20 protein-coding genes, 1 tRNA gene and 1 pseudogene are annotated in these 22,570 nt (G+C 68.8%); 12 read left to right on the plus strand and 10 right to left on the minus strand.

The features are described 5' to 3' along the window. Nucleotides 1-143: 143 nt before the first annotated feature. Entirely contained in the window at nucleotides 144-692 is a 549-nt protein-coding gene (locus AB0G74_RS11165; RefSeq protein ID WP_361143401.1) for a DUF3995 domain-containing protein, read from the minus strand. A 705-nt stretch (nucleotides 693-1,397) separates the two neighbouring features. Here AB0G74_RS11165 and AB0G74_RS11170 point away from each other — a divergent pair. Together AB0G74_RS11170 and AB0G74_RS11175 are read left to right on the plus strand one after the other, a co-directional pair. Beyond that, complete coding sequence (locus AB0G74_RS11170; RefSeq protein WP_361143404.1) at nucleotides 1,398-1,664, plus strand: hypothetical protein; 267 nt, start codon at nucleotides 1,398-1,400, stop codon at nucleotides 1,662-1,664. A 304-nt stretch (nucleotides 1,665-1,968) separates the two neighbouring features. Further along, the gene (locus AB0G74_RS11175; RefSeq protein ID WP_361143407.1) at nucleotides 1,969-2,820 is read left to right on the plus strand and encodes a hypothetical protein; all 852 of its coding nucleotides are present in this window, start codon (nucleotides 1,969-1,971) and stop codon (nucleotides 2,818-2,820) included. A gap of 475 nt (nucleotides 2,821-3,295) precedes the next feature. On the opposite strand, the gene AB0G74_RS11180 is transcribed toward AB0G74_RS11175, so the two are convergent. From AB0G74_RS11180 to AB0G74_RS11190, 3 genes are all read right to left on the minus strand, one after another. Further along, nucleotides 3,296-3,646: a hypothetical protein gene (locus AB0G74_RS11180; protein ID WP_361143410.1), complete on the minus strand. Its 351-nt coding sequence runs from the start codon at nucleotides 3,644-3,646 to the stop codon at nucleotides 3,296-3,298. After that, nucleotides 3,640-3,966 carry a hypothetical protein gene (locus AB0G74_RS11185; RefSeq protein ID WP_361143413.1) on the minus strand — a complete coding sequence of 109 codons (327 nt, stop codon included), beginning with the start codon at nucleotides 3,964-3,966 and terminating at the stop codon, nucleotides 3,640-3,642. Before AB0G74_RS11185 ends, AB0G74_RS11180 begins: the two co-directional genes overlap by 7 nt. A gap of 469 nt (nucleotides 3,967-4,435) precedes the next feature. Next, nucleotides 4,436-4,843 (minus strand): NUDIX hydrolase, encoded by a 408-nt coding sequence (locus AB0G74_RS11190; protein WP_361143504.1) that lies wholly within the window; start codon nucleotides 4,841-4,843, stop codon nucleotides 4,436-4,438. A gap of 107 nt (nucleotides 4,844-4,950) precedes the next feature. Between AB0G74_RS11190 and AB0G74_RS11195 the strand changes: the two genes are divergently transcribed. Further along, nucleotides 4,951-5,739 carry a GntR family transcriptional regulator gene (locus AB0G74_RS11195; protein WP_361143415.1) on the plus strand — a complete coding sequence of 263 codons (789 nt, stop codon included), beginning with the start codon at nucleotides 4,951-4,953 and terminating at the stop codon, nucleotides 5,737-5,739. Between the two features lie 362 nt (nucleotides 5,740-6,101). On the opposite strand, the gene AB0G74_RS11200 is transcribed toward AB0G74_RS11195, so the two are convergent. Then, nucleotides 6,102-6,175: transfer RNA gene (locus AB0G74_RS11200), tRNA-Gly, on the minus strand. Nucleotides 6,176-6,636: 461 nt separating this feature from the next. Here AB0G74_RS11200 and dcd point away from each other — a divergent pair. Both dcd and AB0G74_RS11210 read left to right on the plus strand, forming a co-directional pair. Beyond that, the gene (gene dcd, locus AB0G74_RS11205) at nucleotides 6,637-7,212 is read left to right on the plus strand and encodes a dCTP deaminase (protein WP_358829249.1); all 576 of its coding nucleotides are present in this window, start codon (nucleotides 6,637-6,639) and stop codon (nucleotides 7,210-7,212) included. Between the two features lie 2 nt (nucleotides 7,213-7,214). After that, complete coding sequence (locus AB0G74_RS11210) at nucleotides 7,215-7,712, plus strand: phosphoribosyltransferase (protein WP_361143418.1); 498 nt, start codon at nucleotides 7,215-7,217, stop codon at nucleotides 7,710-7,712. Nucleotides 7,713-7,751: 39 nt separating this feature from the next. On the opposite strand, the gene AB0G74_RS11215 is transcribed toward AB0G74_RS11210, so the two are convergent. From AB0G74_RS11215 to AB0G74_RS11225, 3 genes are all read right to left on the minus strand, one after another. Beyond that, nucleotides 7,752-8,675, minus strand: coding sequence for a Yip1 family protein (locus tag AB0G74_RS11215; RefSeq protein WP_361143420.1), 924 nt, complete (start codon nucleotides 8,673-8,675; stop codon nucleotides 7,752-7,754). Between the two features lie 185 nt (nucleotides 8,676-8,860). Then, nucleotides 8,861-11,131 (minus strand): (Fe-S)-binding protein, encoded by a 2,271-nt coding sequence (locus tag AB0G74_RS11220; protein WP_361143423.1) that lies wholly within the window; start codon nucleotides 11,129-11,131, stop codon nucleotides 8,861-8,863. A 144-nt stretch (nucleotides 11,132-11,275) separates the two neighbouring features. Then, nucleotides 11,276-11,872, minus strand: a complete 597-nt coding sequence (locus tag AB0G74_RS11225; protein WP_361143425.1) for a sugar transferase — start codon at nucleotides 11,870-11,872, stop codon at nucleotides 11,276-11,278. A 310-nt stretch (nucleotides 11,873-12,182) separates the two neighbouring features. Between AB0G74_RS11225 and dnaK the strand changes: the two genes are divergently transcribed. From dnaK to AB0G74_RS11245, 4 genes are read left to right on the plus strand one after another with little or no spacing between them, the layout of a single operon-like run. Continuing rightward, on the plus strand, nucleotides 12,183-14,039 hold the full coding sequence (gene dnaK / locus AB0G74_RS11230) for a molecular chaperone DnaK (protein ID WP_358826220.1): 1,857 nt from the start codon (nucleotides 12,183-12,185) through the stop codon (nucleotides 14,037-14,039). After that, a complete protein-coding gene (grpE, locus tag AB0G74_RS11235) occupies nucleotides 14,036-14,719 on the plus strand; it encodes a nucleotide exchange factor GrpE (RefSeq protein WP_361143428.1) in 684 nt (227 codons plus the stop codon). Before dnaK ends, grpE begins: the two co-directional genes overlap by 4 nt. Nucleotides 14,720-14,779: 60 nt before the next feature. Beyond that, nucleotides 14,780-15,976 (plus strand): molecular chaperone DnaJ, encoded by a 1,197-nt coding sequence (gene dnaJ / locus AB0G74_RS11240; RefSeq protein ID WP_361143431.1) that lies wholly within the window; start codon nucleotides 14,780-14,782, stop codon nucleotides 15,974-15,976. A gap of 5 nt (nucleotides 15,977-15,981) precedes the next feature. After that, a complete protein-coding gene (locus AB0G74_RS11245; protein WP_358826217.1) occupies nucleotides 15,982-16,428 on the plus strand; it encodes a helix-turn-helix domain-containing protein in 447 nt (148 codons plus the stop codon). A 292-nt stretch (nucleotides 16,429-16,720) separates the two neighbouring features. On the opposite strand, the gene AB0G74_RS11250 is transcribed toward AB0G74_RS11245, so the two are convergent. Then, nucleotides 16,721-17,779: a helix-turn-helix transcriptional regulator gene (locus AB0G74_RS11250; RefSeq protein ID WP_361143433.1), complete on the minus strand. Its 1,059-nt coding sequence runs from the start codon at nucleotides 17,777-17,779 to the stop codon at nucleotides 16,721-16,723. Nucleotides 17,780-18,123: 344 nt separating this feature from the next. Between AB0G74_RS11250 and AB0G74_RS11255 the strand changes: the two are divergent. Continuing rightward, nucleotides 18,124-18,450 (plus strand): annotated as a pseudogene (locus tag AB0G74_RS11255) ((2Fe-2S)-binding protein). A 194-nt stretch (nucleotides 18,451-18,644) separates the two neighbouring features. Here AB0G74_RS11255 and AB0G74_RS11260 read toward each other — a convergent pair. Beyond that, nucleotides 18,645-19,058, minus strand: a complete 414-nt coding sequence (locus AB0G74_RS11260; protein ID WP_361143436.1) for a PPOX class F420-dependent oxidoreductase — start codon at nucleotides 19,056-19,058, stop codon at nucleotides 18,645-18,647. Nucleotides 19,059-19,204: 146 nt separating this feature from the next. Here AB0G74_RS11260 and clpB point away from each other — a divergent pair, with 146 nt between their 5' ends. Together clpB and AB0G74_RS11270 are read left to right on the plus strand one after the other, a co-directional pair. Further along, complete coding sequence (gene clpB / locus AB0G74_RS11265) at nucleotides 19,205-21,835, plus strand: ATP-dependent chaperone ClpB (protein ID WP_361143439.1); 2,631 nt, start codon at nucleotides 19,205-19,207, stop codon at nucleotides 21,833-21,835. Nucleotides 21,836-22,005: 170 nt separating this feature from the next. Further along, entirely contained in the window at nucleotides 22,006-22,542 is a 537-nt protein-coding gene (locus AB0G74_RS11270) for a YbjN domain-containing protein (protein ID WP_361143442.1), read from the plus strand. The last annotated feature ends 28 nt before the right edge of the window (nucleotides 22,543-22,570 follow it).

Genomic DNA, 22,570 nt, shown 5'->3' on the forward strand with positions numbered 1-22,570 from the left:
TTGCCCCGGGGCCCGCTCGGCGCGCAGTCGGCGCAGTTGTGCATCTCATGTCGTTCGCAGTACCGCATGCCCTGACCCTGCCAGCCGCCACCCGCCGCTCGACAGGATCGAGCCACCCCGGCCCCGGATGGGCTGGGTTCGGCTCAGCGGGCTGTCCGGGCGTACCGGAGATGGCCCCGCAGGGCCGTCCCGAAGACCAGCCCGCCGAGGACGAAGAAGCCGTCGGTGACGCGCATCGACCACATCGTGTACGTGGAGGGGTGCGGTTCTCCGTACACCTCTTCGACGGTCAGCCCGCTCAGGCCGTTGGCGAGGACGTCGGTGGAGCGCAAAATGTCATCGACGACGCCGACGCCACCGCGCGCGACGAGGGCGATGGTGGCCGTCCAGGCCATGGTGAGGAATATCCAACGGGGGATCAGGGGCCGCGCGGCGGGCGCCTTGCCCAGCTCCTGCGCGACCCAGGCACCGACGAAGCAGAGCACGCCCACCACCAGGTCGTAGGCGAGCATCCCGCCGGTGAGCCCGGCTTCCACCTGGGCGCCGTCCCCGAGCCCGAAGCTGCCGCCGAGGGCCCAGTAGAAGTGAAAGACGCCGAACACGACGGACCACACGGTGGCGGCCCGCGCGGCGGCCTGCCCGATCGGGGAGACGGCGGGCCGGAGAATGGTGAGGGGTGCCTGAGAGGTCATGGCATGAGCATGTGCCAGCCGACATGGGCCGGGCTTCGCCCTCGGGTACCAATGGGGCCGCGTGGCCTCCCCCGTGCGGCGGAGCCCGGTCGACCGCGATGAGTACCCGACGACGAGCCCGGACGAGGCGACGGTGGTCGGCAAGGCGCACGCCAATGGCGGTGGCCCTGAAGTGGTCTGGACAACAACAAAGCCCCGGGCCGTTGGCCTGGGGCTTTTCTTTGGAGCGGGTGACGAGAATCGAACTCGCGCTCTGAGCTTGGGAATCAGCGCTCCTCTGGGCTTTGTCAGTGCTCTGACCTGCGAGAATATGGACCAATGCGTTCCCGTGGGGGTTCCAAAGTGCCCGCTGTTGACCGTTGCTTACCGGCCGATCGGGCACGGCTGGTGGGCGCCGCCTGAGCTCGGTATCCATGTAGCCCAGCACACTCTGCCCACGCTGGGCCTCGAAAACAGTTCCCACGCTGCCCGAGGTTCCCACTCACCGTGAGTGACCGCTTCTTCTTCCCGCACTGGCCTCGCTTCACTTTCGCGGGCCCGAGCGCCGGCGCACGCTTTCCAAGTCTGTTGCCGCCGGGCAGGGCGGTGTACAACCCTGTTCACCTGTGTTCACCCCGGGTCGGCGGTCCGGCGGCCACCGGCTGCGGGCCTGCCGTGAACCCGTGTGAACCGTGTTGACTGAGACGAAACTGAGATGGTGCTCCGATGGAACGGATAGAGGCCGAGCTGTTCACCGACGGTGGCAACGACGCGGTGGTACGCCTCCCCGGTCGGCGCTACCCCGGCGTCCTGATCCAGGGCGACACCCTCAGTGCCCTCCAGTCGGACGTGGCCGAGCTGGTCGACCTGTGCGCCGCCGGTGATCTTGAGGAGGCCCGGTACGTAGCCAGCCTCCTCCATGCCGACCTGGGCTCGAAGCTCCAGCGCTATAGCGATGCGCTCGAAGAGCATGGGGTCCCGCGACCCTTCTGATCCGTAGCTCTAGCCAGACCGGTCAGACCCGGCCATCCCGGTCACCACAAGGACCCGAAGGCTCGCTACGGGACAGCACCAGTCGCTGCGGTTGCGGTACCGCGCTGCTGTACGGCAACCACCCGGCCACTGCTTCACATAGGCGCCTGTGAGGTAGTTCAGGTCCGGATCAGGCTGCCCACGCCGCAGGATCACGCCCCCCGCCGACCAGACTTGGACCAGACGGGAGAACGGAAGAACACCCCTCACCGTCAGTGCCGTCTGCGATGCTATTGCTCCCCTGGCTGGAGGTGCGGCGCGGATGATGTCGGAAAGTAAGCGTGCAGAAATCGACCGACTGATCAATGAATCTTACGAGATCGAATCCCTGCTTGCGCAATGGCAGGAAAGAGAATTTGCAACCCAAGTCGAACTCCGTGCCGGGCAGGAAAAATATCAATCCTGGTACGCGCGAGCCATCCCTCTCGTTTCGGAATCAGTCCGCGCAGAGTTTAAGGATATGTATGAGGGAGGTATGGTGATCAAGCGAATTAAGTCTTTCCTCTCGAGGCCACTGGAAATTAATCAGTTCTACGACCCCGCTTCGACGGAGTCAATTTTCCCGAAATGGTCTCACCTATACTCCACAACCTTCCAAGACAGCTTCCACAATCAGCGCGCCCTCCTGCAGGCCGAGATCTACGCGGTTGCCGAACCGTCCACGGTGCTGGCCGAGATTGCCAGCGCCTTTTCTAGGTTCCCGAACTTCTTGCAGGCGCTCCAGAATTCAACGAAGCCGAATGTGCCAGCGCCAAAGATCGAGAAAGAAGAGGATCTTCAAGTACTGGTAGAAGCCTGTCTTCGTCTGATGTACGAGGACGTCCGCCCCGAAGATTTCGTGCCCCAGCGTGCAGGCGGGCGTTCGAGGGTTGACTTCCTGATCCCCGCAGTGGGCGTTGTCGTAGAGACGAAAATGACCCGCGAATCATTGGGCGACAAGAGGGTGGGCGAGGAACTGGCCGTCGACTGGAATAGATACTCTGGGCACCCAGACTGTCGAGGGATTCTGGCCCTGGTATACGACCCGGGTAGGTATCTGGTGAACCCTGCAGGGCTGGAATCAGACTTGACGCAAACGCAAGGGCATCCCGCCACCAGAGTTCTAGTGATTCGCTGACTGAGTCCTTCTGTCGCTTGCATTCCTGCTGTGCGCGGCCGATTTCGGCCAGCGCTGCACTTCAACTCCCATCCCGTCTGCCGTCGACCCATACGTATGTGGAGCAGACACGGCACCGGGCGCCCAGGTCGTTCGTCCAGTTGGACGCTCCACCTGGGCGCCCGGCACCGTGTCTGCTCGGCTTGCCTGGGTCGACGGCAGACGGGATGGGAGTTCCCCCACCACAGCCATCCACGGCCAGCGGACGCAAGCGGCCCCCGCCATCCCGGAGCCTGAGCGCCCCCGCCGGAGGCATCAGTGTTGACCGGTAGACGACAGACCTGGCACGTCTCCCATTCAACCCCCAGCCGATAGGCACGCGGCCGGGGGTCCGGGCTGGAGCGGGGCGGAGACAGGAGCGCATGCCCGGTGCGACGGGCGCGCGACGCCGCCTTGGCGGCGGGAGCGCCCTTGAAAGCCTAGGGAAAGTTGTAACTCACAGGGTGGGGCTGAAGGCTTCGGCGCAGGCGGGGAGTTCGACGTTGTGGCGGTGGGCCAGGGGGAGGAAGTGGGCCGGGCGGGCTGTCCATGTGATGTGGGTGGTGGTGGCCCTGATGGTGAGGGTGACGGGCTCGCCCTGGTGGAGGGCTTCGGTCATGGTGTGGCGGTCCTGCTGGAGCCAGCGCCGGGCATCTGCTGAGGCGTCGGGGTCGAGGGCCGGGAGGATTGTGTGGAGGGTGATGGCGATCCAGCGGACCGCGTGGGCGGCGGTGGGGGCGTCGATGGATGCGATGAATGTGTCCGTGGTTCGGCATTCGCACCAGTAGCCCGGGGTTGTGGTCACCATGAGGTCGTCTCCGGCGGGGTGGCGGCGATGACGTAGGTGGTCTGGTCGTCGTGGAGCGTGACGCGGTAGGCGTGGCCCGTCGCCAGGAGGGTGAGGGCTTGTTCCTGTTCGGTTTCGTCGGTGAGCCAGTCATGGCCGACGCGGGCGTATCGCGGGTCGAGCTGGGCCGTGACGGCGGCCGTGCGGTGGCGGAGCCAGCGGAGGGCCAGGCGGGGGCTGGGGGCCGTGCAGGTACCGAGAGAGATGGGCTTGGTGTTGTCGTGGGCGCGGGCGGCGGCCCAGCAGTGGTAGGTCCGTAAGGCGGTGGCCGTGGTCACCATGGGCGGTCTGCTTTGCGCGGGCCCGCGAAGAGCTCGGCGGTGATGGTGCGGCCCTTGGGGCTGTCGAGGATGACGAGTCGGTGGGCCAGCATGTTCACGATGTCGAGGCCCCGGCCGTGGGCCGACTCGTCGGCGGCGTAGGTGATCTCGGGGACTCGGTCGGTGCCGCCCTCGTCGGTGACCGAAAGCGCCAGGACCCCGGGGCGAGACGGCGATGGCCAGGTGGAACGTCCCGCCCTTCCGGCCGCTGGCCGTGTGGAGGACCGCGTTCGAGCCGAGTTCGCTCACGATCAGCTCCGCGTCTTCGGCCATGGCCGATCCGTCGAGGATGTCCCGGGTCAGACGGCGGGCTCGGCCGATCTCTTTCCGCTCGACCCGGGCAGGGTGAGTCCCCAAACCGCGCCCTGCTCGTATACTCGTGCATACAAGTTCCTCCGTGCTGGTAGGCCGCATGTGCAGCGGGTTCGGGCTAGATGAGTTTCACGCCGTCGTGGGCGCGTACGGCCGGTGGCGATGTCGCGTCCAGGGCGTCGAGCACCCGGATCGCGTACGCCTCGTCGGCGAGTTCGATGACCTCTTGGCGTGTGGCCCAGCGCAGTGCGCGGGTCTCGCTTCCGGTGGTGGGCGTGCCGTCGGCGGCGTCGCAGCGGAAGACCAGGGAGACGATCAGGCCCGTCATGTTCTTGTAGACGCCGGTCAGGGTCGCGGGAAGTGCGATCTTCAGGCCGGTTTCTTCGAGAACCTCGCGCCGAAGCGCCTCGGGGATGGTTTCCTCGCGTTCGAGGACTCCGCCCGGGGGCTCCCACTTGCCGTTGTCGCGCCGCTGGATCAGGAGGGCCCGGCCCTGTTCGTCCACGACGACCCCGGCGACGCTCACGGAGTGCGGACGGTCAGTGCTCACGTTCCTCGGCCCTCTCGGCTGGCTAGGCTCACCACCGTAGCAACAACACTCACCCACTCGTCTAGATATCTAAAGGAGTAAGCATGCCGACGCTACCGACCGGCGCCCTCGGTGATCTCGACCCCACGAGCGACCGCGCCGTCTTCCGGCAGATCGCCGACCAGCTCCGCGACGCCATCGACCGCGGCCGGTTCCGGGAAGGGGAGAAGCTGCCCTCCGAAGCCGAACTGGTCGAGCACTACGGCGTCTCGCGCATGACCGTCCGCAACTCCTTCTCCGTCCTCCAAGGCGAGGGCCTGGTCCACGCCGAGCACGGCAAGGGCGTGTTCGTACGAACCCGGCCGCCCGTGCGGCGACTCGCCTCCGACCGCTTCGCCCGCCGCCACCGCACCCAGGGGAAGTCCGCGTTCCTCGTCGAGGCCGACGCCGCTGGCGGACACCCCCAGGTGGACAGCCTGGAGGTCAAGGAGGAGAAGGCCAGCCAGGACATCTCCACCCGCCTCGGCTCCGTACGCCGCGTCCTCGCCCGGCACCGCCGCTACCTCCTCGACGGCCGCCCCGTCGAGTTCGCCACCTCCTACCTCCCCCTCGGCATCGCACGCGGTACACAGATCGCCGAGCCCAACCCCGGCCCCGGCGGCATCTACGCCCGCCTCGAAGAACTCGGCCACCACCTCGACCACTTCGAGGAGGAGATCCGCGCCCGGATGCCCTCCCCCACGGAAGTGAAGACCCTCCGGCTGGCACCCGGCGTACCCGTCATCCACCTGATCCGCACCGCCTACGACACCGAAGGCCGAGCCGTCGAAGTCTGCGACACCGTCATGGCAGCCGACGCATACGTCCTCAACTACCAACTCCCAGCCACCTGATGGCCCGACCAGCAGTGAACGGTGGCGCGCGAGGTCCCCTCTCCGAACTCGTCCCCCCACAGACATGCTCATATAGACGAGTGAGCAAGTTACGTGTCAGGTGGTCTCTCGTGCTGTGCTCGGCGCCGGGCCGCCTGCACCTGGATCCGGCTGGCGGGCCTCCATTGGGCGACGGCTGCCGCCAGCGGCAGCTCGACTGTTGGTCACATACGTTTCGCCCATGGAGGTGACTGGGCTGACGGTCCAAGCTGGCCGGACCAATGCTGGGTACGCCGTGTCTGTTGAGGACGGATCGGGCACGTCGCCCCTGATGTGGTCTGGACAACGACAAAGCCCCGGGCCGTTGGCCTGGGGCTTTTCTTTGGAGCGGGTGACGAGAATCGAACTCGCGCTCTGAGCTTGGGAAGCTCATGTTCTACCATTAAACTACACCCGCACGCGGAGCTGAAGATCGGCAACCGCAGTGCCGTCACTCTACCGCATCGCAGACCCCCGGCGTAGGAAGCCGTGGGGTCTTTCCGTTGTGGGGGTTGTCACGGGTGGCGGGAAGTGGGTGCGGGGTGCGGGAGTTGGGGCTTAGCGTGGCGGGGCGAGTGGCGCGCGTGGAGTGGTGAAGGGCATCGCCTAATGTGGGGGTTCGTCCGCATTTGTTGGGGAAGGGACCCGATGGATCTGATGGAGCGCACCGTCGTCCGTTGTGCCGAGGGGCATGTCTTCGCGACCACCTCGTTTCCGATGCAGCAGCTCGGGGCCGGGAGGATCGGGCCCGCGCGGCTCGTCCGGTGTCCGAGGTGTGCGCGGTTGCGGAGCGTCGTGCCGGTTGCCGTAGGGAAGTGATCGGGGAGCGCACGGGCGTCCGGTTCGGTGGGGTCCGTGCGCTCTGCGTATCCTCGGGGGGTGCTTCTCTCAGACAAGGACATCCGGGCCGAGATCGACGCCGGACGGGTGCGCATCGACCCGTTCGATGAATCCATGGTGCAGCCGTCGAGTATCGATGTGCGGCTCGACCGCTTCTTCCGGGTGTTCGAGAACCACCGGTATCCGCATATCGACCCCGCCGTGGAGCAGGCCGATCTGACCCGGACGGTGGAGCCGGAGGGGGACGAGGCGTTCATCCTGCACCCCGGGGAGTTCGTGCTGGCCTCCACGTACGAGGTCATCAGCCTGCCGGACGATCTGGCCTCCCGGCTGGAGGGGAAGAGCTCCCTCGGCCGGCTCGGTCTGGTGACGCATTCGACCGCCGGGTTCATCGACCCCGGGTTCTCCGGGCACGTCACGCTGGAGCTGTCGAATCTGGCGACGCTGCCGATCAAGCTCTGGCCGGGGATGAAGATCGGGCAGCTGTGTATGTTCCGGCTCAGCTCGCCCGCCGAGTTCCCGTACGGGAGCGAGCGGTACGGGTCGCGCTACCAGGGGCAGCGGGGGCCGACGGCCTCGCGGTCCTTCCAGAACTTCCACCGGACGCAGGTGTGACCATGGGTGCCGTACGCGAGAACCTGACCTACGAGACCTTCGGCACGGCGGTCCGCGAACTGGCGCAGAGCATCGCCGACGACGGCTTCGAGCCCGACATCGTGCTCTCCATCGCGCGCGGCGGGGTCTTCGTCGCCGGTGGGCTGGCCTACGCGCTGGACTGCAAGAACATTCATCTGGTGAATGTCGAGTTCTATACCGGGGTGGGCACCACCCTGGAGATGCCGGTGATGCTGGCGCCGGTGCCGAACGCGATCGACTTCTCCGACAAGAAGGTGCTCATCGCGGACGACGTCGCCGATACCGGCAAGACGCTGAAGCTGGTGCACGACTTCTGTCTCGACCATGTCGCCGAGGTCCGGTCCGCCGTGATCTACGAGAAGTCGCACTCCCTGGTGAAGTGCGAGTACGTCTGGAAGCGGACCGACGACTGGATCAACTTCCCGTGGTCCGTCGAGAAGCCCGTCGTACGGCGTGAAGGGCAGATCCTCGACTCCTGAGAGGGGAGCGGAAGGGCGGGGCGGTACGCCCCGCCCGGCTCAGATCGTGCCCAGCTTGATCAGTGACAGCAGGGCGAGGAGCTGGATCGCCGACGCGCCCAGCGCCTTCGGCCAGGGCAGGTCGTGCGACTTGCTCACCATCACCGTGAACAGCACCCCCGCCGCCAGCCAGGTCGCCCAGCCGAGGAGCTGGACGAACGAGTTCGTGCCGCCCAGGAAGAGGGCGAAGAAGAGCCTCGGCGCGTCCGTGACCGCCATGATCAGCATGGAGAGGCCCACGGTGGGCTGCCAGGCGCCGGTACCGCCGAACTGCCGGGCCAGGGTGTGCGTCACCGCGCCCAGGATCGTTCCGCCGATCACGAAGGCGACCGCCGTCATCAGGACCGCGGGCACCGCCGACGACAGCGTCGCGTTGATGACCTCGTCCCGCGGCTCGTCCAGGCCGAAGATCGCCAGCGCGCCGTAGAGCAGGGTGACCACCAGCGCCGGGCCCCAGACGGGGTAGTCCCGCATCTGGAGGAAGGTCTGCGCCGGTCGGGTGACGATTCCGGTCAGCAGCTGCTTCCAGTGCAGCCGCGGGCCCGCCGGGGCGGGCGCGCTGCCCGCCTGGTACGTGGCGCCCTGACCGTACGGGTCGTCGACCGTGAACGCCCGGGTGTGGCCCGGGTTGTCCGCCGCGTACGGATCGTGCTGCGGCTGCTGGTACTGCTGCTGATGGTGGTGCGGGGGCTGCTGCTGGTGCTGCGGGGGGTACTGGCGGCCCTGGTGCGGATCGCCGTAGTACTCCGGCTCCCCGTACGGGGGCTGCTGTCCCCCCTGGTAGCCGCCGCCCGCCTGGGGCCAGGGCTGCTGCTGCCCGTACTGCGGGGGCTGGCCCTGGGGAGGCCCCTGCGGCGCCCCTCGTGGGGGGCGCTGCTGCTGCGCGCGGTTGTCCCGGCCGCGTCCGATCCTGAATCCAGCCACGCTCTCGAACGTACCCCGTTCCGGCGGATCGCGACTCCACCGGGGGGACGAGACGGGCCCATTGCGGCGGAGCTGTGACATCCCTTAGGGGGACCCGGAGGGGAGAGCCCGAGTACGGAGAGAACGGAGAGAGGGGCCGGGGGGCGTACGCGATCCCCGGCCCCCGCCCTCCCGTACGCGCGCTGCTACTTCACCGGCTCCGGTTCCGGGGCGTCCTCCGGCTCCTCCCGCGGCTCCGGGTCCGACGGCGGCGTCTTCACCGAGTCGAGCAGCAGCTGGGCCACGTCCACCACCTGGAGCGATTCCTTGGCGGTGCCCGCGTTCTTCTTGCCGTTGACCGAGTCCGTCAGCATCACCAGGCAGAACGGGCAGGCGGTGGAGACGATGTCCGGGTTGACGGAGAGCGCCTCGTCGACCCGCTCCTCGTTGATCCGCTTGCCGATCCGCTCCTCCATCCACATCCGGGCGCCGCCCGCGCCGCAGCAGAAGCCGCGTTCCTTGTGGCGGTGCATCTCCTGCTGGCGCAGGCCCGGCACGGCCGACATGATCTCGCGCGGCGGGGTGTAGACCTTGTTGTGGCGGCCCAGGTAGCAGGGGTCGTGATACGTGATCAGGCCCTCGACCGGGGTCACCGGGATCAGCCTGCCCTCGTCGATGAGGTGCTGGAGCAGCTGGGTGTGGTGGATGACCTCGTACTCGCCGCCGAGCTGCGGGTACTCGTTGGCGATGGTGTTGAAGCAGTGCGGGCAGGTGGAGACGATCTTCTTGGCCGACTTGGGCTTCTTCGTCTCGGGCGCCTCGTCATCCTCGCCGAAGGCCATGTTCAGCATGGCCACGTTCTCCTGGCCGAGCTGCTGGAACAGCGGCTCGTTGCCCAGCCGGCGGGGTGAGTCGCCGGTGCACTTCTCCTCGCCGCCCATGATCGCGAACTTGACGCCCGCGATGTGCAGCAGTTCGGCGAACGCCTTGGTGGTCTTCTTCGCCCGGTCCTCCAGGGCTCCGGCGCAGCCGACCCAGTAGAGGTAGTCGACCTCGGTGAGGTCCTCCACGTCCCGGCCGACGATCGGGATCTCGAAGTCGACCTCCTTGGTCCACTCGACCCGCTGCTTCTTCGCCAGGCCCCAGGGGTTCCCCTTCTTCTCCAGGTTCTTGAGCATCGTGCCCGCCTCGGAGGGGAACGCGGACTCGATCATCACCTGGTAGCGGCGCATGTCGACGATGTGGTCGATGTGCTCGATGTCGACCGGGCACTGCTCGACACAGGCGCCGCAGGTGGTGCAGGACCACAGCACGTCGGGGTCGATGACGCCGTTCTCCTCCAGCGTCCCGATCAGCGGGCGCTCGGCCTCGGCGAGCGCGGCGGCGGGGACGTCCTTCAGGGCCTCGGCGGACGCCTGCTCCTCGCCTTCCATGTTCTTGCCGCCGCCCGCGAGCAGATAGGGCGCCTTGGCGTGGGCATGGTCCCGCAGGGACATGATCAGCAGCTTGGGGGAGAGCGGCTTGCCGGTGTTCCAGGCGGGGCACTGCGACTGGCAGCGGCCGCATTCGGTGCAGGTGGAGAAGTCGAGGATGCCCTTCCAGGAGAACTGCTCGACCTGCGAGACGCCGTAGACGTCGTCGTCGCCCGGGTCCTCGAAGTCGATCTCCTTGCCGCCGCTGGTCATCGGCTGGAGGGCGCCGAGGGCCGTCGCGCCGTCCGCGTTCCGCTTGAACCAGATATTGGGGAAGCCCAGGAAGCGGTGCCAGGCGACGCCCATATTGGTGTTGAGCGAGACGGTGATCATCCAGATCAGCGATGTGCCGATCTTGATCGCGGCGGTGAGGTAGATCAGGTTCTGGAGGGTGCCGGTGTCCAGCCCGTCGAAGGCGGCGACCAGGGGGTACGAGACGAAGTACGCGGCCTCGTAGCCGGTCACGCCGTGGATGGCGCCTTCGAGTCCGCGCAGGACGAGGATCGCCAGGCCGATGGTGAGGATCACGTACTCGACGAAGTACGCCTGCCATGCCTTGGAGCCGGTGAAGCGGGACTTGCGGCCCGCCCGGGAGGGCAGGTTCAGCAGCCGGATCGCGATCAGTACGAGGATGCCGACGACCGTCATCAGGCCGATGAACTCGGTGTACATCTCGAACGGGATCCAGCCGCCGATGACCGGCAGGATCCAGTCGGCCTCGAAGAGCTGGCCGTACGCCTGGAGCAGGGTCGGCGGCAGGGTGAGGAAGCCGATCGCGACGAACCAGTGGGCGAAACCGACGATGCCCCAGCGGTTCATCCGGGTATGCCCCAGGAACTCCTTCGCCAGGGTGATCGTGCGCTGCTTGGGGTCGTTGACCCGGCTGCCCGCGGGGACGGGCTGGCCGAGCCTGACGAAGCGGTAGATCTGCGCGACGGCTCGGGCGATGAGCGCGACGGCGACCACGGTCAGGACCAGCGACACGACGATCGCGGCGAGCTGCATTTCGGGCTCCTCGGGACTGCGAGGGGAGCGGTCCGGCACGACCGCACTACTAAGCGGTAACTTAATGGTTTCGGGCCGAGACTACCCACTTATGACGCCGCACTGTAGCCGCGCGGGCGGTGATCTGTATCGCTCAGGCTTGCCTCAGTCCCGGTGGGTGCGGTACGCGGGCTCCGCCTGGTCCGGGGGTCGTACGGACGGGCGGGGTACGGGGGCGGGGCCGGGCCCGGCGGCCGTACGGGCGGGTCGGCCGCGCCGGAGCACGGGGAGCGTGCGGGCCATGATCGCCAGATCGAGGCCGAGCCAGTGCTCCCGTACGTAGTACAGGTCCTGGACCGCCATCTCCTCCCACGGCAGCCCGGATCTGCCGCCGGTCTGCCAGAGTCCGGTCATTCCGGGGCGGACGGCGGTACGGGCCCGCTCGGCACCGGCCAGGATCCGGTCCGGGGGCAGTGGGCGCGGGCCCACCAGCGACATCTCGCCCCGGACGACATGCCAGAGCTGGGGCAGATGGTCCAGGTAGTGGCGGTGCAGCAGCCGTCCGGTCCGGGTGCCGGGGACGGTCCGGAGCATCAGCATCCGGAACGGCCGCCCGCCCGCGCCCGCCCGGGCCCCGCCGGTCAGGATCCGGCCGCGCGACGAGACGGCGACGGCGATCGCGAGCGCTGCCAGGGCGGGGGCGAGGAGCAGTAGAAGGAGTGAGGCGCCCAGGAGGTCGACGGCGCGCTTGGAGGGGGACATCGTTCTTCTCCCACCGGAGGGGCGGCCAGGAGGATTATGAGGAATGTTGGCTAATGGTGCCGTATGGGAGTTTTGTGAATTCCTCGGTTGACGACTGTGGCAGATCGGGGCCGTGGGGTGGAGGTGCCACGCCCGCCCGCGCCGCCCCTGCCCTGCCCCGTTGCCCGGCTCCCTGCTCGGCTCCCGGGTCGGGGTGCGGATAAGGGGCGGATAAAAGTTGAGTGGGCTCGACTCAGGTCTGTTGACTCCGGCAGAGGTGTGGGGCATCCTTGAGTCAGTTCCACTCAAGTAGTCAGCTGGAGGAATTGACATGGCACGTGCGGTCGGCATCGACCTGGGCACGACTAACTCCGTCGTCAGCGTTCTGGAGGGCGGCGAGCCCACCGTCATCACCAACGCCGAGGGAGCCCGGACCACGCCGTCCGTCGTCGCCTTTGCGAAGAACGGCGAGGTGCTGGTCGGCGAGGTCGCCAAGCGCCAGGCGGTCACCAACGTCGACCGGACGATCCGATCGGTCAAGCGCCACATGGGCACTGACTGGAAGATCGAGATCGACGGCAAGAACTTCAACCCGCAGCAGATGAGCGCCTTCATCCTGCAGAAGCTGAAGCGCGACGCCGAGGCGTACCTGGGCGAGAAGGTGGCCGACGCGGTCATCACCGTCCCGGCGTACTTCAACGACTCGGAGCGCCAGGCCACCAAGGAGGCCGGTGAGATCGCGGGCCTCAACGTCCTGCGTATCGTCAACGAGCCCACCGCGGCCGCCCTGGCGTACGGCCTGGACAAGGACGACCAGACGATCCTCGTCTTCGACCTCGGCGGCGGCACCTTCGACGTGTCCCTGCTGGAGATCGGTGACGGCGTCGTCGAGGTGAAGGCCACCAACGGCGACAACCACCTCGGTGGTGACGACTGGGACCAGCGCGTCGTCGACTACCTGGTCAAGCAGTTCCAGAACGGCCACGGCGTCGACCTCGGCAAGGACAAGATGGCGCTCCAGCGCCTCCGTGAGGCCGCCGAGAAGGCCAAGATCGAGCTGTCGTCGTCCACCGAGACCACGATCAACCTGCCCTACATCACGGCCTCCGCCGAAGGCCCGCTGCACCTGGACGAGAAGCTCACGCGCGCCCAGTTCCAGCAGCTCACCTCGGATCTGCTGGACCGCTGCAAGACCCCGTTCCACAACGTGATCAAGGACGCGGGCATCGCCCTCTCCGAGATCGACCACGTGGTCCTGGTCGGCGGTTCCACCCGGATGCCCGCGGTCGCCGAGCTGGTCAAGGAGCTGACCGGCGGCAAGGAGGCCAACAAGGGTGTGAACCCGGACGAGGTCGTCGCCATCGGCGCCTCCCTCCAGGCCGGTGTCCTCAAGGGCGAGGTCAAGGACGTCCTGCTGCTCGACGTCACCCCGCTGTCCCTCGGTATCGAGACCAAGGGCGGCATCATGACCAAGCTGATCGAGCGGAACACCACGATCCCGACCCGCCGCTCCGAGATCTTCACCACGGCCGAGGACAACCAGCCGTCCGTGCAGATCCAGGTCTACCAGGGCGAGCGCGAGATCGCGGCGTACAACAAGAAGCTCGGCATGTTCGAGCTGACCGGGCTGCCCCCGGCGCCGCGGAACGTCCCGCAGATCGAGGTCTCCTTCGACATCGACGCCAACGGCATCATGCACGTGACCGCCAAGGACCTGGGCACGGGCAAGGAGCAGAAGATGACCGTCACCGGCGGCTCTTCGCTGCCGAAGGACGAGGTCGACCGGATGCGCCAGGAGGCGGAGCAGTACGCGGAGGAGGACCACCGCCGCCGCGAGTCCGCCGAGAGCCGCAACCAGGGTGAGCAGCTCGTCTACCAGACCGAGAAGTTCCTCAAGGACAACGAGGACAAGGTCCCGGGCGAGGTGAAGACCGAGGTCGAGACGGCCGTCACCGAGCTGAAGGAGAAGCTCAAGGGCGAGGACGGCGCCGAGATCCGTACGGCGACGGAGAAGCTGGCCGCCGTCTCCCAGAAGCTCGGCCAGGCGATGTACGCCGACGCGCAGGCCCAGCAGGCCGGCGCGGCCGACGGCGCCCCGCAGGGCGACGCCGGTCAGGCCAAGGCCGACGACGACGTCGTCGACGCCGAGATCGTCGACGACGAGAAGCCCAAGGACGGTGCCGCGTGACGGAGGAGACCCCGGGCTTCGACGAGAAGCCCGACGTCCCCTCCGGCGCCACCGACGACGCCGCCGCCGAGACCGCCGCGCCCTCCGAGAAGGAGGGCCCGGCGGCCCCGGCAGGGGACGCGGAGAAGACCGCGGGCCTGACGGCCGAGCTGGACCAGGCGCGTTCGGCGCTCAACGAGCGCACCGCCGACCTCCAGCGGCTCCAGGCCGAGTACCAGAACTACCGCCGCCGGGTGGAGCGGGACCGCGTCACGGTCAAGGAGATCGCCACGGCGACCCTCCTGTCCGAGCTGCTGCCCGTGCTGGACGACATCGGCCGCGCCCGGGACCACGGGGAGCTGGTCGGCGGATTCAAGTCCGTCGCCGAGTCCCTGGAGACCGCGGTCGCCAAGATGGGCCTCCAGCAGTTCGGCAAGGAGGGCGAGCCCTTCGACCCGACGATCCACGAGGCGCTGATGCACAGCTACGCGCCGGATGTCACCGAGACGACGTGCGTCGCGGTGCTCCAGCCGGGGTATCGCATCGGCGAGCGGACCATCCGCCCCGCGCGGGTGGCCGTCGCCGAGCCCCAGCCGGGCGCCGGGCCCGCCGCCAAGGAGGGCGACGAGTCCGACGGCGGCGAGGAGACCGGTGGCCGCGAGGCCGACGGTGAGGAGAGCGGTGGCCCGGACAAGGGCTGACGCACAGGAAGGCGTACGCGTACGGAGCGTGCGCGGCACCGCCCGGGAGGAGGGACGTCGATGAGCACGAAGGACTTCGTCGAGAAGGACTACTACAAGGTCCTCGGCGTCCCCAAGGACGCCACCGAGGCCGAGATCAAGAAGGCGTACCGGAAACTCGCCCGCGAGTACCACCCGGACGCCAACAAGGGCGACACCAAGGCGGAGGAGCGCTTCAAGGAGATCTCCGAGGCCAATGACGTACTCGGCGACCCCAAGCGGCGCAAGGAGTACGACGAGGCGCGCGCCCTCTTCGGCAACGGCGGCTTCCGGGCCGGCGGCCCCGGCGGTCCCGGCGGCGGCAGCTTCAACTTCGACCTGGGCGACCTCTTCGGAGGCGCCCAGGGCGGAGGGCAGGGCGGCGGCGCCGGGGGCTTCGGCGGCGGTCTCGGCGATGTGTTCGGCGGGCTGTTCAACCGGGGTGCCGGTACCGGTACCGGCACCCGGGTCCAGCCCCGCCGGGGCCAGGACATCGAGTCCGAGGTGACGCTCAGCTTCACCGAGGCCGTCGACGGGGCCACGGTCCCGCTGCGGATGTCCAGCTCGGCGCCGTGCAAGGCGTGTTCGGGCACCGGCGACAAGAACGGCAACCCCCGGGTCTGCCCGACCTGTGTCGGCACCGGACAGGTCTCGCGCGGCGGCAGCGGCTCCTTCTCCCTCACCGATCCCTGTGTCGACTGCAAGGGCCGCGGGCTGATCGCCCAGGACGCCTGCGAGGCGTGCAAGGGCAGCGGGCGGGCCCGCTCCTCGCGCACCATGCAGGTCCGGATCCCGCCGGGCGTCTCCGACGGCCAGCGGATCCGGCTGCGCGGCAAGGGCGCCCCGGGCGAGCGCGGCGGCCCGGCCGGTGACCTCTATGTCGTCGTCCATGTCGGCGAGCACCCGGTGTTCGGCCGCCGCGGCGACAATCTGACGGTCACCGTGCCCGTCACCTTCGCCGAGGCCGTCCTCGGCGGCGAGGTGAAGGTGCCGGTGCTCGGCGGTCCGCCGGTCACCCTCAAACTGCCGCCCGGCACGCCCAACGGGCGTACGATGCGGGCCCGCGGCAAGGGAGCGGTCCGCAAGGACGGCACCCGCGGCGATCTGCTGGTCACCGTCGAGGTCGCGGTGCCGAGGGATCTGAGCGGCAAGGCGAAGGAAGCGCTGGCGGCCTATCGCGAGGCCACCGCGGACGAGGACCCCAGGGCCGAGCTGTTCGAGGCCGCGAAGGGAGCATGAGGACGATGGACGGAAGGCGCCGCAATCCCTACGAACTGACCGACGAGTCCCCGGTGTACGTGATCTCGGTGGCGGCCCAGCTCTCCGGGCTGCACCCGCAGACGCTCCGGCAGTACGACCGGCTGGGCCTGGTCTCCCCCGACCGTACGGCGGGCCGGGGGCGGCGCTACTCCGCCCGGGACATCGAACTGCTCCGGACCGTGCAGGCGCTCTCCCAGGACGAGGGCATCAACCTCGCCGGGATCAAGCGCATCATCGAACTGGAGAACCAGGTCGCGGCGTTGCAGTCCCGGGTGGCCGAGCTGTCGGCGGCGGTCGAGGGAGCGGCGGCGGCGATGCGGCAGCGCGAGTCGCAGGTCCATGCCTCGTACCGACGCGATCTGGTGCCGTACCAGGACGTCCAGCAGGCCGGCGCGCTGGTGGTGTGGCGCCCCAAGCGGGGCGGCGAGTAGCCGCTTTCGCGCCTCGGCCGGCGGTCGGGTGAATCCTTCCGTGTCCCCGTGCGGGCGCTCCCCGGAGCGCCGGTCCGGGGATACGGCCGTTTGCGGGGCGGGTTGCCGCTGCGAATCGATAACCTCGGGGGCGTACGCCTCCGGGCGCGCGCGAGCCGGTACGCGCCCCGCCGGGGGGCGCGTCCGGGCTCTCCCGGGTACCGCGAAACCGGGGCGAATGCGCCCGTCCGCGCCCCCGGACTCCGTTGTGTCCGGATCTTTTCCCCGGGCCCCCGCCCGTACCGCCGGTACGTCAGCCGCCCGAAGGTCCCGGCCCGCCCGGGCTCCCCGGCGCCCCCGGGGCCGGTGGATGGGGCGGTGCCGTGGTCTGGGTCTCGTGCGCCAGGATCCCCGACTGGGCGATCAGATAGCCCAGCTGGGTCCGGCTGCCGCTGCCCAGGGACGAGCCCAGCTTGGCGATATGGGCCCGGCAGGTGCGGACGTTCATTCCGAGGCGGCGGGCGATCGCCTCGTCCACATGCCCTTCGACCAGCAGTTTCGCGATGGACCGCTGGACGCCGGTGACCCCGTTGAGATCGGGTCCGTAGGAGATCGGCTCGTCCCAGGGCAGTCCGTGCAGCCAGAACTGCTCGAAGACGCCGACCAGATAGTCGACGATCCCCTTGTGCCGCAGCTCCAGGGCGAAGAGCCGGTCGCTGCTGGCGGGGATGAAGGCGACCTTGCGGTCCACGACGATCAGCCGGTCGATGATCTCCTCCAGCGTGCGGACCTCCACCCCGGACGGGCCGACCTTCTCCATATAGGAGAGGGTGGCGGGGTGGTGCCGGGCCGTGTGCTGGTAGAGGGTCCGCATCCGGACCCCGCGTTCGATCAGCGGCTGGACGCGGCGCAGGGCCTTCTCCAGGGAGTGCGGCTGGCGGCCGCTGCCCGGCTGGACTGTGAGAAGCTCCTCCGTGCAGTCGGCGGTGACCTGGTCCAGGGTCGAGTTGATGCGGTTGAGGCCCTCGAGGACGGTGATGCCGTCCGGCACGGATGTCGACTGGGCCGTGATCGACAGAAAGGGTTCGAGGGCGTCGGTGAGGGCGACGGCCCGCCGGCGGCGGTCCTGGATCTCCCTCTCGATCGGGTGAATCAGTTGTGCCAGTGCCGTGGTCGGGGCAACCGGTCGGAGCCACTGGGCGTCATATGGGTCCGGATCGAGTAGGGCGAGGTCGAAGAGACAGGGTGTGGACTCGGCCTCCAGCCGGGACAGGCGTCCGGTTCTCAGGGCCGTGATGTAAAGACTCTTTCCCGCCTCGCACAACTTGCCGTCTGAGTGAGGGTGTCCGAGTTCGCCCCCATGAGACGTCATATGTACCCCCTCATGTTCCTGCATTACAGGAACATGATGCCTGCCGTCGCTGGTGCAAGCGTTCGGAGTGAGACATCGTCTTATGCGCGGGGGAGGAGGAATGATCAAATGAGGTGGAGATCACCCATGTCTAGGACGCTACGTGCGCTATGTGCTCTTGCCTTGGCGGGCGCCGCGCTGGGTGCGGCCGCATCCGTCGGCGAACCCTCCTGGGAGCGCGTCCCCGTCGCCGTTTCGGTGGCGGACCAGGGTGAGCCCTCGTGGGAGGCCGTAGGACCGTTCGCGGCAGCGGGCGAGCCTTCCTGGGAACTCACCACCGCACCCGCTTCCGAAGGTGCGGACGCATGACCGTTCCACCGGACGACCGGTCCTTCCGGCGCGAGATGGCCACGGCCTACCGCTCCGGGTGGCACTTCATCGATCTCGTCACGGCCATTCCCCACCGCGGCGATTCGTTGATGGTCACCCTGTTCGGCGAGCCCATCGTCGTGGCCCGCGAAGAGGACGAGGACGTACGCGCGTATCGCTGCCTCCGGCGGCCGAGGGGTGCGCCGTAGCCGGTCCGCTGCGCCATCCGCTACGGAATGATCTTTGTCAATCTCGACCAGCGTGACCACCAGCTGGCCGACCCGGATACGAACACCACTCGAGCCACCCCCCGCAGTGCCTGAGCGATTCCCCCGTCGTAACAGATCGCTCCGGCACTTCCCCCACACAGCGGCGCCATCGCGGACCTGAAACGCGATGGCGCCGCTGTGCTTCCACATTCGGACTGAGGAATTCCGGATGTGTATATCCAGATACGCCTTTTCCGCCGCGCGGGCGGTCTGTGCGGGCGATCCGTGCGGGCGGCGCTTCCCGTACGTCAGGCGCGGCCCAGGGCCCGTTCGACCGCGATCTCGATCACGACCCGGTCCGGATTGGGCTTGGGCGTCCGGCCGTACCGCTCCGCGTACCGCGCCACCGCGTCCGCCACCACCTCCGGCTCGGTCCGCACCCGGGCCCGGCCCTCCAGCGTCGCCCAGCGCCCCCGGTCGAACTGGCAGACGGAGACCCGGGCGCCCGGCTCCGTCCCGGCCGCCGCGAGTACGTTGGCGACCTTGCGGCTGCCCTTGTTGGTGATGATCCGCGCGATCCCCGCCCCGGGATCGAAGGTCACCCCCACCGGCACGACATGCGGTGACCCGTCCCGGCGCAGGGTCGTCAGGGTGCACAGCTGGTGCTCGCGCCAGAACGCCAGGTAGCCGGGGGTCAGCTCGCTCAGCTCGGTGATCGCCATGCGCCTCAGCCTAATCCGGCCCCGTTACGGCCCCGATTCTGTTGAGCGATGCCCTTGAGTGGAATAGACTCAACTTTGTGCAGGTTGATTGAGTCAGATTCTGAGCCAGAGTTTCCGAGCCGACCTGCGAGGAGGAGTAACCGCACGTGGACGCCGAGCTGACCAACAAGAGCCGGGAAGCCCTCAACGCCGCCACCAGCCGGGCGGTGTCGGCGGGCCATCCCGATCTGACCCCCGCGCATCTGCTGTTGGCTCTGCTGGCGGGGTCCGACAACGAGAACATCATCGATCTGCTGGCGGCCGTCGAGGCCGACCAGGCCGCCGTCCGCGGCGGCGCCGAGCGGATCCTCGGCGGGCTGCCGAGCGTCGCCGGTTCCACGGTCGCGCCGCCCCAGCCCAACCGGGAGTTCCTCGCCGTCCTCGCCGACGCGGGCGAGCGGGCGAAGGAGCTGGGCGACGAGTTCCTCTCCACCGAGCATCTGCTGATCGGGACCGCCGCGAAGGGCGGCCGGGCCGGTGAGGTGCTGGCCGGACAGGGCGCGACCGCGAAGAAGCTGCTGGCCGCGTTCTCGGCCGCGCGCGGCGGGCGCCGGGTGACCACTGCCGACCCCGAGGGGCAGTACAAGGCGCTGGAGAAGTTCGGTACGGACTTCACCGCCGCCGCCCGTGAGGGCAGGCTCGACCCGGTCATCGGCCGGGACCAGGAGATCCGCCGGGTGGTCCAGGTGCTGTCCCGCCGGACCAAGAACAACCCCGTCCTCATCGGCGAGCCCGGCGTCGGCAAGACCGCCGTGGTGGAGGGGCTGGCGCAGCGGATCGTCAAGGGCGACGTCCCCGAGTCCCTGAAGAACAAGCGGCTGGTCTCCCTCGACCTGGGCGCGATGGTCGCCGGGGCCAAGTACCGGGGCGAGTTCGAGGAGCGGCTGAAGACCGTGCTCTCCGAGATCAAGGAGAGCGACGGCCGGATCATCACCTTCATCGACGAGCTGCACACCGTGGTCGGCGCGGGCGCGGGCGGCGACTCCGCGATGGACGCGGGCAATATGCTCAAGCCGATGCTGGCCCGCGGCGAGCTGCGGATGGTCGGCGCGACGACCCTCGACGAGTACCGCGAGCGGATCGAGAAGGACCCGGCGCTGGAGCGCCGCTTCCAGCAGGTGCTGGTGGCCGAGCCGACCGTCGAGGACACCATCGCCATCCTCCGCGGCCTCAAGGGCCGTTACGAGGCCCATCACAAGGTCCAGATCGCCGACGCGGCGCTGGTCGCCGCGGCCTCCCTCTCGGACCGCTACATCACCTCCCGCTTCCTCCCGGACAAGGCCATCGACCTGGTCGACGAGGCCGCGTCCCGGCTCCGGATGGAGATCGACTCCTCCCCGGTCGAGATCGACGAGCTCCAGCGCGCCGTCGACCGGCTGCTGATGGAGGAGATGGCCCTCAAGAACGAGTCGGACGCCGGGTCCCGCCAGCGTCTTGAGAAGCTCCGCCGGGATCTGGCCGACAAGGAGGAGGAGCTGCGGGGTCTGACCGCCCGCTGGGAGAAGGAGAAGCAGGGCCTGAACCGGGTCGGCGAGCTGAAGACCCGGCTGGACGAGGTCCGCGGCCGGGCCGAGCGGGCCCAGCGGGACGGCGACTTCGACGCCGCGTCCAAGCTGCTGTACGGGGAGATCCCGGCACTGGAGCGGGAGCTGGCCGAGGCGTCCGAGGCCGAGGCGGAGGCCCGTACCGACACCATGGTCAAGGAGGAGGTCGGCTCCGACGACATCGCGGACGTCGTGGGCTCCTGGACCGGGATCCCGGCCGGGCGGCTGCTGGAGGGCGAGACGCGGAAGCTGCTGCGGATGGAGGAGGAGCTGGGGCGGCGGCTGATCGGCCAGTCCGAGGCCGTCCGGGCGGTCTCCGACGCGGTGCGCAGGACCCGGGCCGGGATCGCCGACCCGGACCGGCCCACGGGCTCCTTCCTCTTCCTCGGCCCGACGGGTGTCGGCAAGACGGAGCTGGCGAAGGCGCTGGCGGACTTCCTCTTCGACGACGAGCGGGCCATGGTCCGGATCGACATGTCCGAGTACGGCGAGAAGCACAGCGTCGCCCGGCTGGTCGGGGCGCCCCCCGGCTATGTCGGCTACGAGGAGGGCGGCCAGCTCACCGAGGCCGTCCGGCGGCGCCCGTACAGCGTCGTCCTGCTGGACGAGGTGGAGAAGGCGCATCCTGAGGTTTTTGATGTTCTGCTCCAGGTGCTGGACGACGGCCGGCTCACCGACGGACAGGGCCGGACGGTCGACTTCCGGAACACCATCCTGATTCTGACGTCCAACCTGGGCAGCCAGTATCTGGTCGAGCCGCTGACCTCGGCGGAGGAGAAGAAGCAGCGGGTCCTGGAGGTGGTCAGGTCCTCCTTCAAGCCCGAGTTCCTCAACCGGCTGGACGATCTGGTGGTCTTCTCGGCCCTCGACCGGGACGAGCTGCGGCGGATCGCGGAGCTCCAGATCGGCCGGCTGGCGCGGCGGCTCGCGGAGCGCAGGCTCACCCTGGACATCACGCCCGCCGCGCTGGACTGGCTCGCCGACGAGGGCAACGACCCGGCGTACGGTGCCCGTCCGCTGCGGCGGCTGGTGCAGACCGCGATCGGCGACCGGCTGGCCCGGGAGATCCTGGCGGGCGAGGTCGGCGACGGCGACACCGTACGGGTGGACCGGTTCGAGGACGGTCTGATCGTGGGCCGGGCGGAGACGCCTGAGCCTGAGACCGCGGTGGAGTCGGAGACCGAGGCGGGCTGAGCCGTACGGCTCCGGGGGCGTACGGGCCCGGCGGCGTACGGTTCCGGGGCGGTCCGGGCCGTACGTCCGCCCCGGCTCCGCCCCGCCCGGCCCCCGGGCCCGGAGGGGGGTTGCGGTTCCCGCCCCGTGATGGGGGAGGATGGCGGCATCCGTACGAAGGGAAAAACAGGGTGACCATCGATCCGTCCTCGATTCCGAATTTCGGGGGCCAGCCCCAGCCCCAGGCCGCGGGCCCGGCGGGCCCCGTCGTTCCCGACCAGGACCTCGTCAAGCAGCTCCTCGAACAGATGGAGCTGAAGTACGTCATCGACGACGAGGGCGACCTCGCCGCGCCGTGGGAGGAATTCCGTACGTACTTCATGTTCCGCGGCGAGAAGGAGCAGCAGGTCTTCTCGGTCCGTACGTTCTACGACCGTCCGCTGGACGTCGAGGAGCGCAACCGGATCCTGGAGAAGATCGACGACTGGAACCGCCGCACCCTGTGGCCCAAGGTCTACACCCACCTCCACGAGGACGAGGAGGGCGGCGCGTCCGTCCGGCTGATCGGCGAGGCGCAGATGCTGATCGGGATGGGCGTCAACCTCGACCACTTCGTCTCCTCCACCGTGAGCTGGGTCCAGGCGTCGATGGAGTTCGACAACTGGTTCTCCACGGAGATGGGCCTCAAGCCCGCGAGCGACGAGGACGCCGGGTCCGACGAGGCGTGACGGTCCGGGACGGCCGGCCGGCGGCGGT

This window comes from Streptomyces sp. NPDC020875 (assembly GCF_040641415.1).
Taxonomy (GTDB): Bacteria; Actinomycetota; Actinomycetes; order Streptomycetales; family Streptomycetaceae; genus Streptomyces.

Excerpts from the sequence above, each read along its gene's own strand:
- AB0G74_RS11175 (WP_361143407.1), top strand. The coding sequence starts at position 1,969 with ATGTCGGAAAGTAAGCGTGCAGAAATCGACCGACTGATCAATGAATCT.
- AB0G74_RS11260 (WP_361143436.1), bottom strand. The coding sequence starts at position 19,058 with ATGGCGATCACCGAGCTGAGCGAGCTGACCCCCGGCTACCTGGCGTTC.
- dnaJ (WP_361143431.1), top strand. The coding sequence starts at position 14,780 with ATGAGCACGAAGGACTTCGTCGAGAAGGACTACTACAAGGTCCTCGGC.
- AB0G74_RS11185 (WP_361143413.1), bottom strand. The coding sequence starts at position 3,966 with ATGGTGACCACGGCCACCGCCTTACGGACCTACCACTGCTGGGCCGCC.
- AB0G74_RS11180 (WP_361143410.1), bottom strand. The coding sequence starts at position 3,646 with ATGGTGACCACAACCCCGGGCTACTGGTGCGAATGCCGAACCACGGAC.
- AB0G74_RS11250 (WP_361143433.1), bottom strand. The coding sequence starts at position 17,779 with ATGACGTCTCATGGGGGCGAACTCGGACACCCTCACTCAGACGGCAAG.
- AB0G74_RS11195 (WP_361143415.1), top strand. The coding sequence starts at position 4,951 with ATGCCGACGCTACCGACCGGCGCCCTCGGTGATCTCGACCCCACGAGC.
- AB0G74_RS11220 (WP_361143423.1), bottom strand. The coding sequence starts at position 11,131 with ATGCAGCTCGCCGCGATCGTCGTGTCGCTGGTCCTGACCGTGGTCGCC.
- AB0G74_RS11245 (WP_358826217.1), top strand. The coding sequence starts at position 15,982 with ATGGACGGAAGGCGCCGCAATCCCTACGAACTGACCGACGAGTCCCCG.
- dnaK (WP_358826220.1), top strand. The coding sequence starts at position 12,183 with ATGGCACGTGCGGTCGGCATCGACCTGGGCACGACTAACTCCGTCGTC.
- AB0G74_RS11225 (WP_361143425.1), bottom strand. The coding sequence starts at position 11,872 with ATGTCCCCCTCCAAGCGCGCCGTCGACCTCCTGGGCGCCTCACTCCTT.
- AB0G74_RS11170 (WP_361143404.1), top strand. The coding sequence starts at position 1,398 with ATGGAACGGATAGAGGCCGAGCTGTTCACCGACGGTGGCAACGACGCG.
- AB0G74_RS11165 (WP_361143401.1), bottom strand. The coding sequence starts at position 692 with ATGACCTCTCAGGCACCCCTCACCATTCTCCGGCCCGCCGTCTCCCCG.
- AB0G74_RS11210 (WP_361143418.1), top strand. The coding sequence starts at position 7,215 with ATGGGTGCCGTACGCGAGAACCTGACCTACGAGACCTTCGGCACGGCG.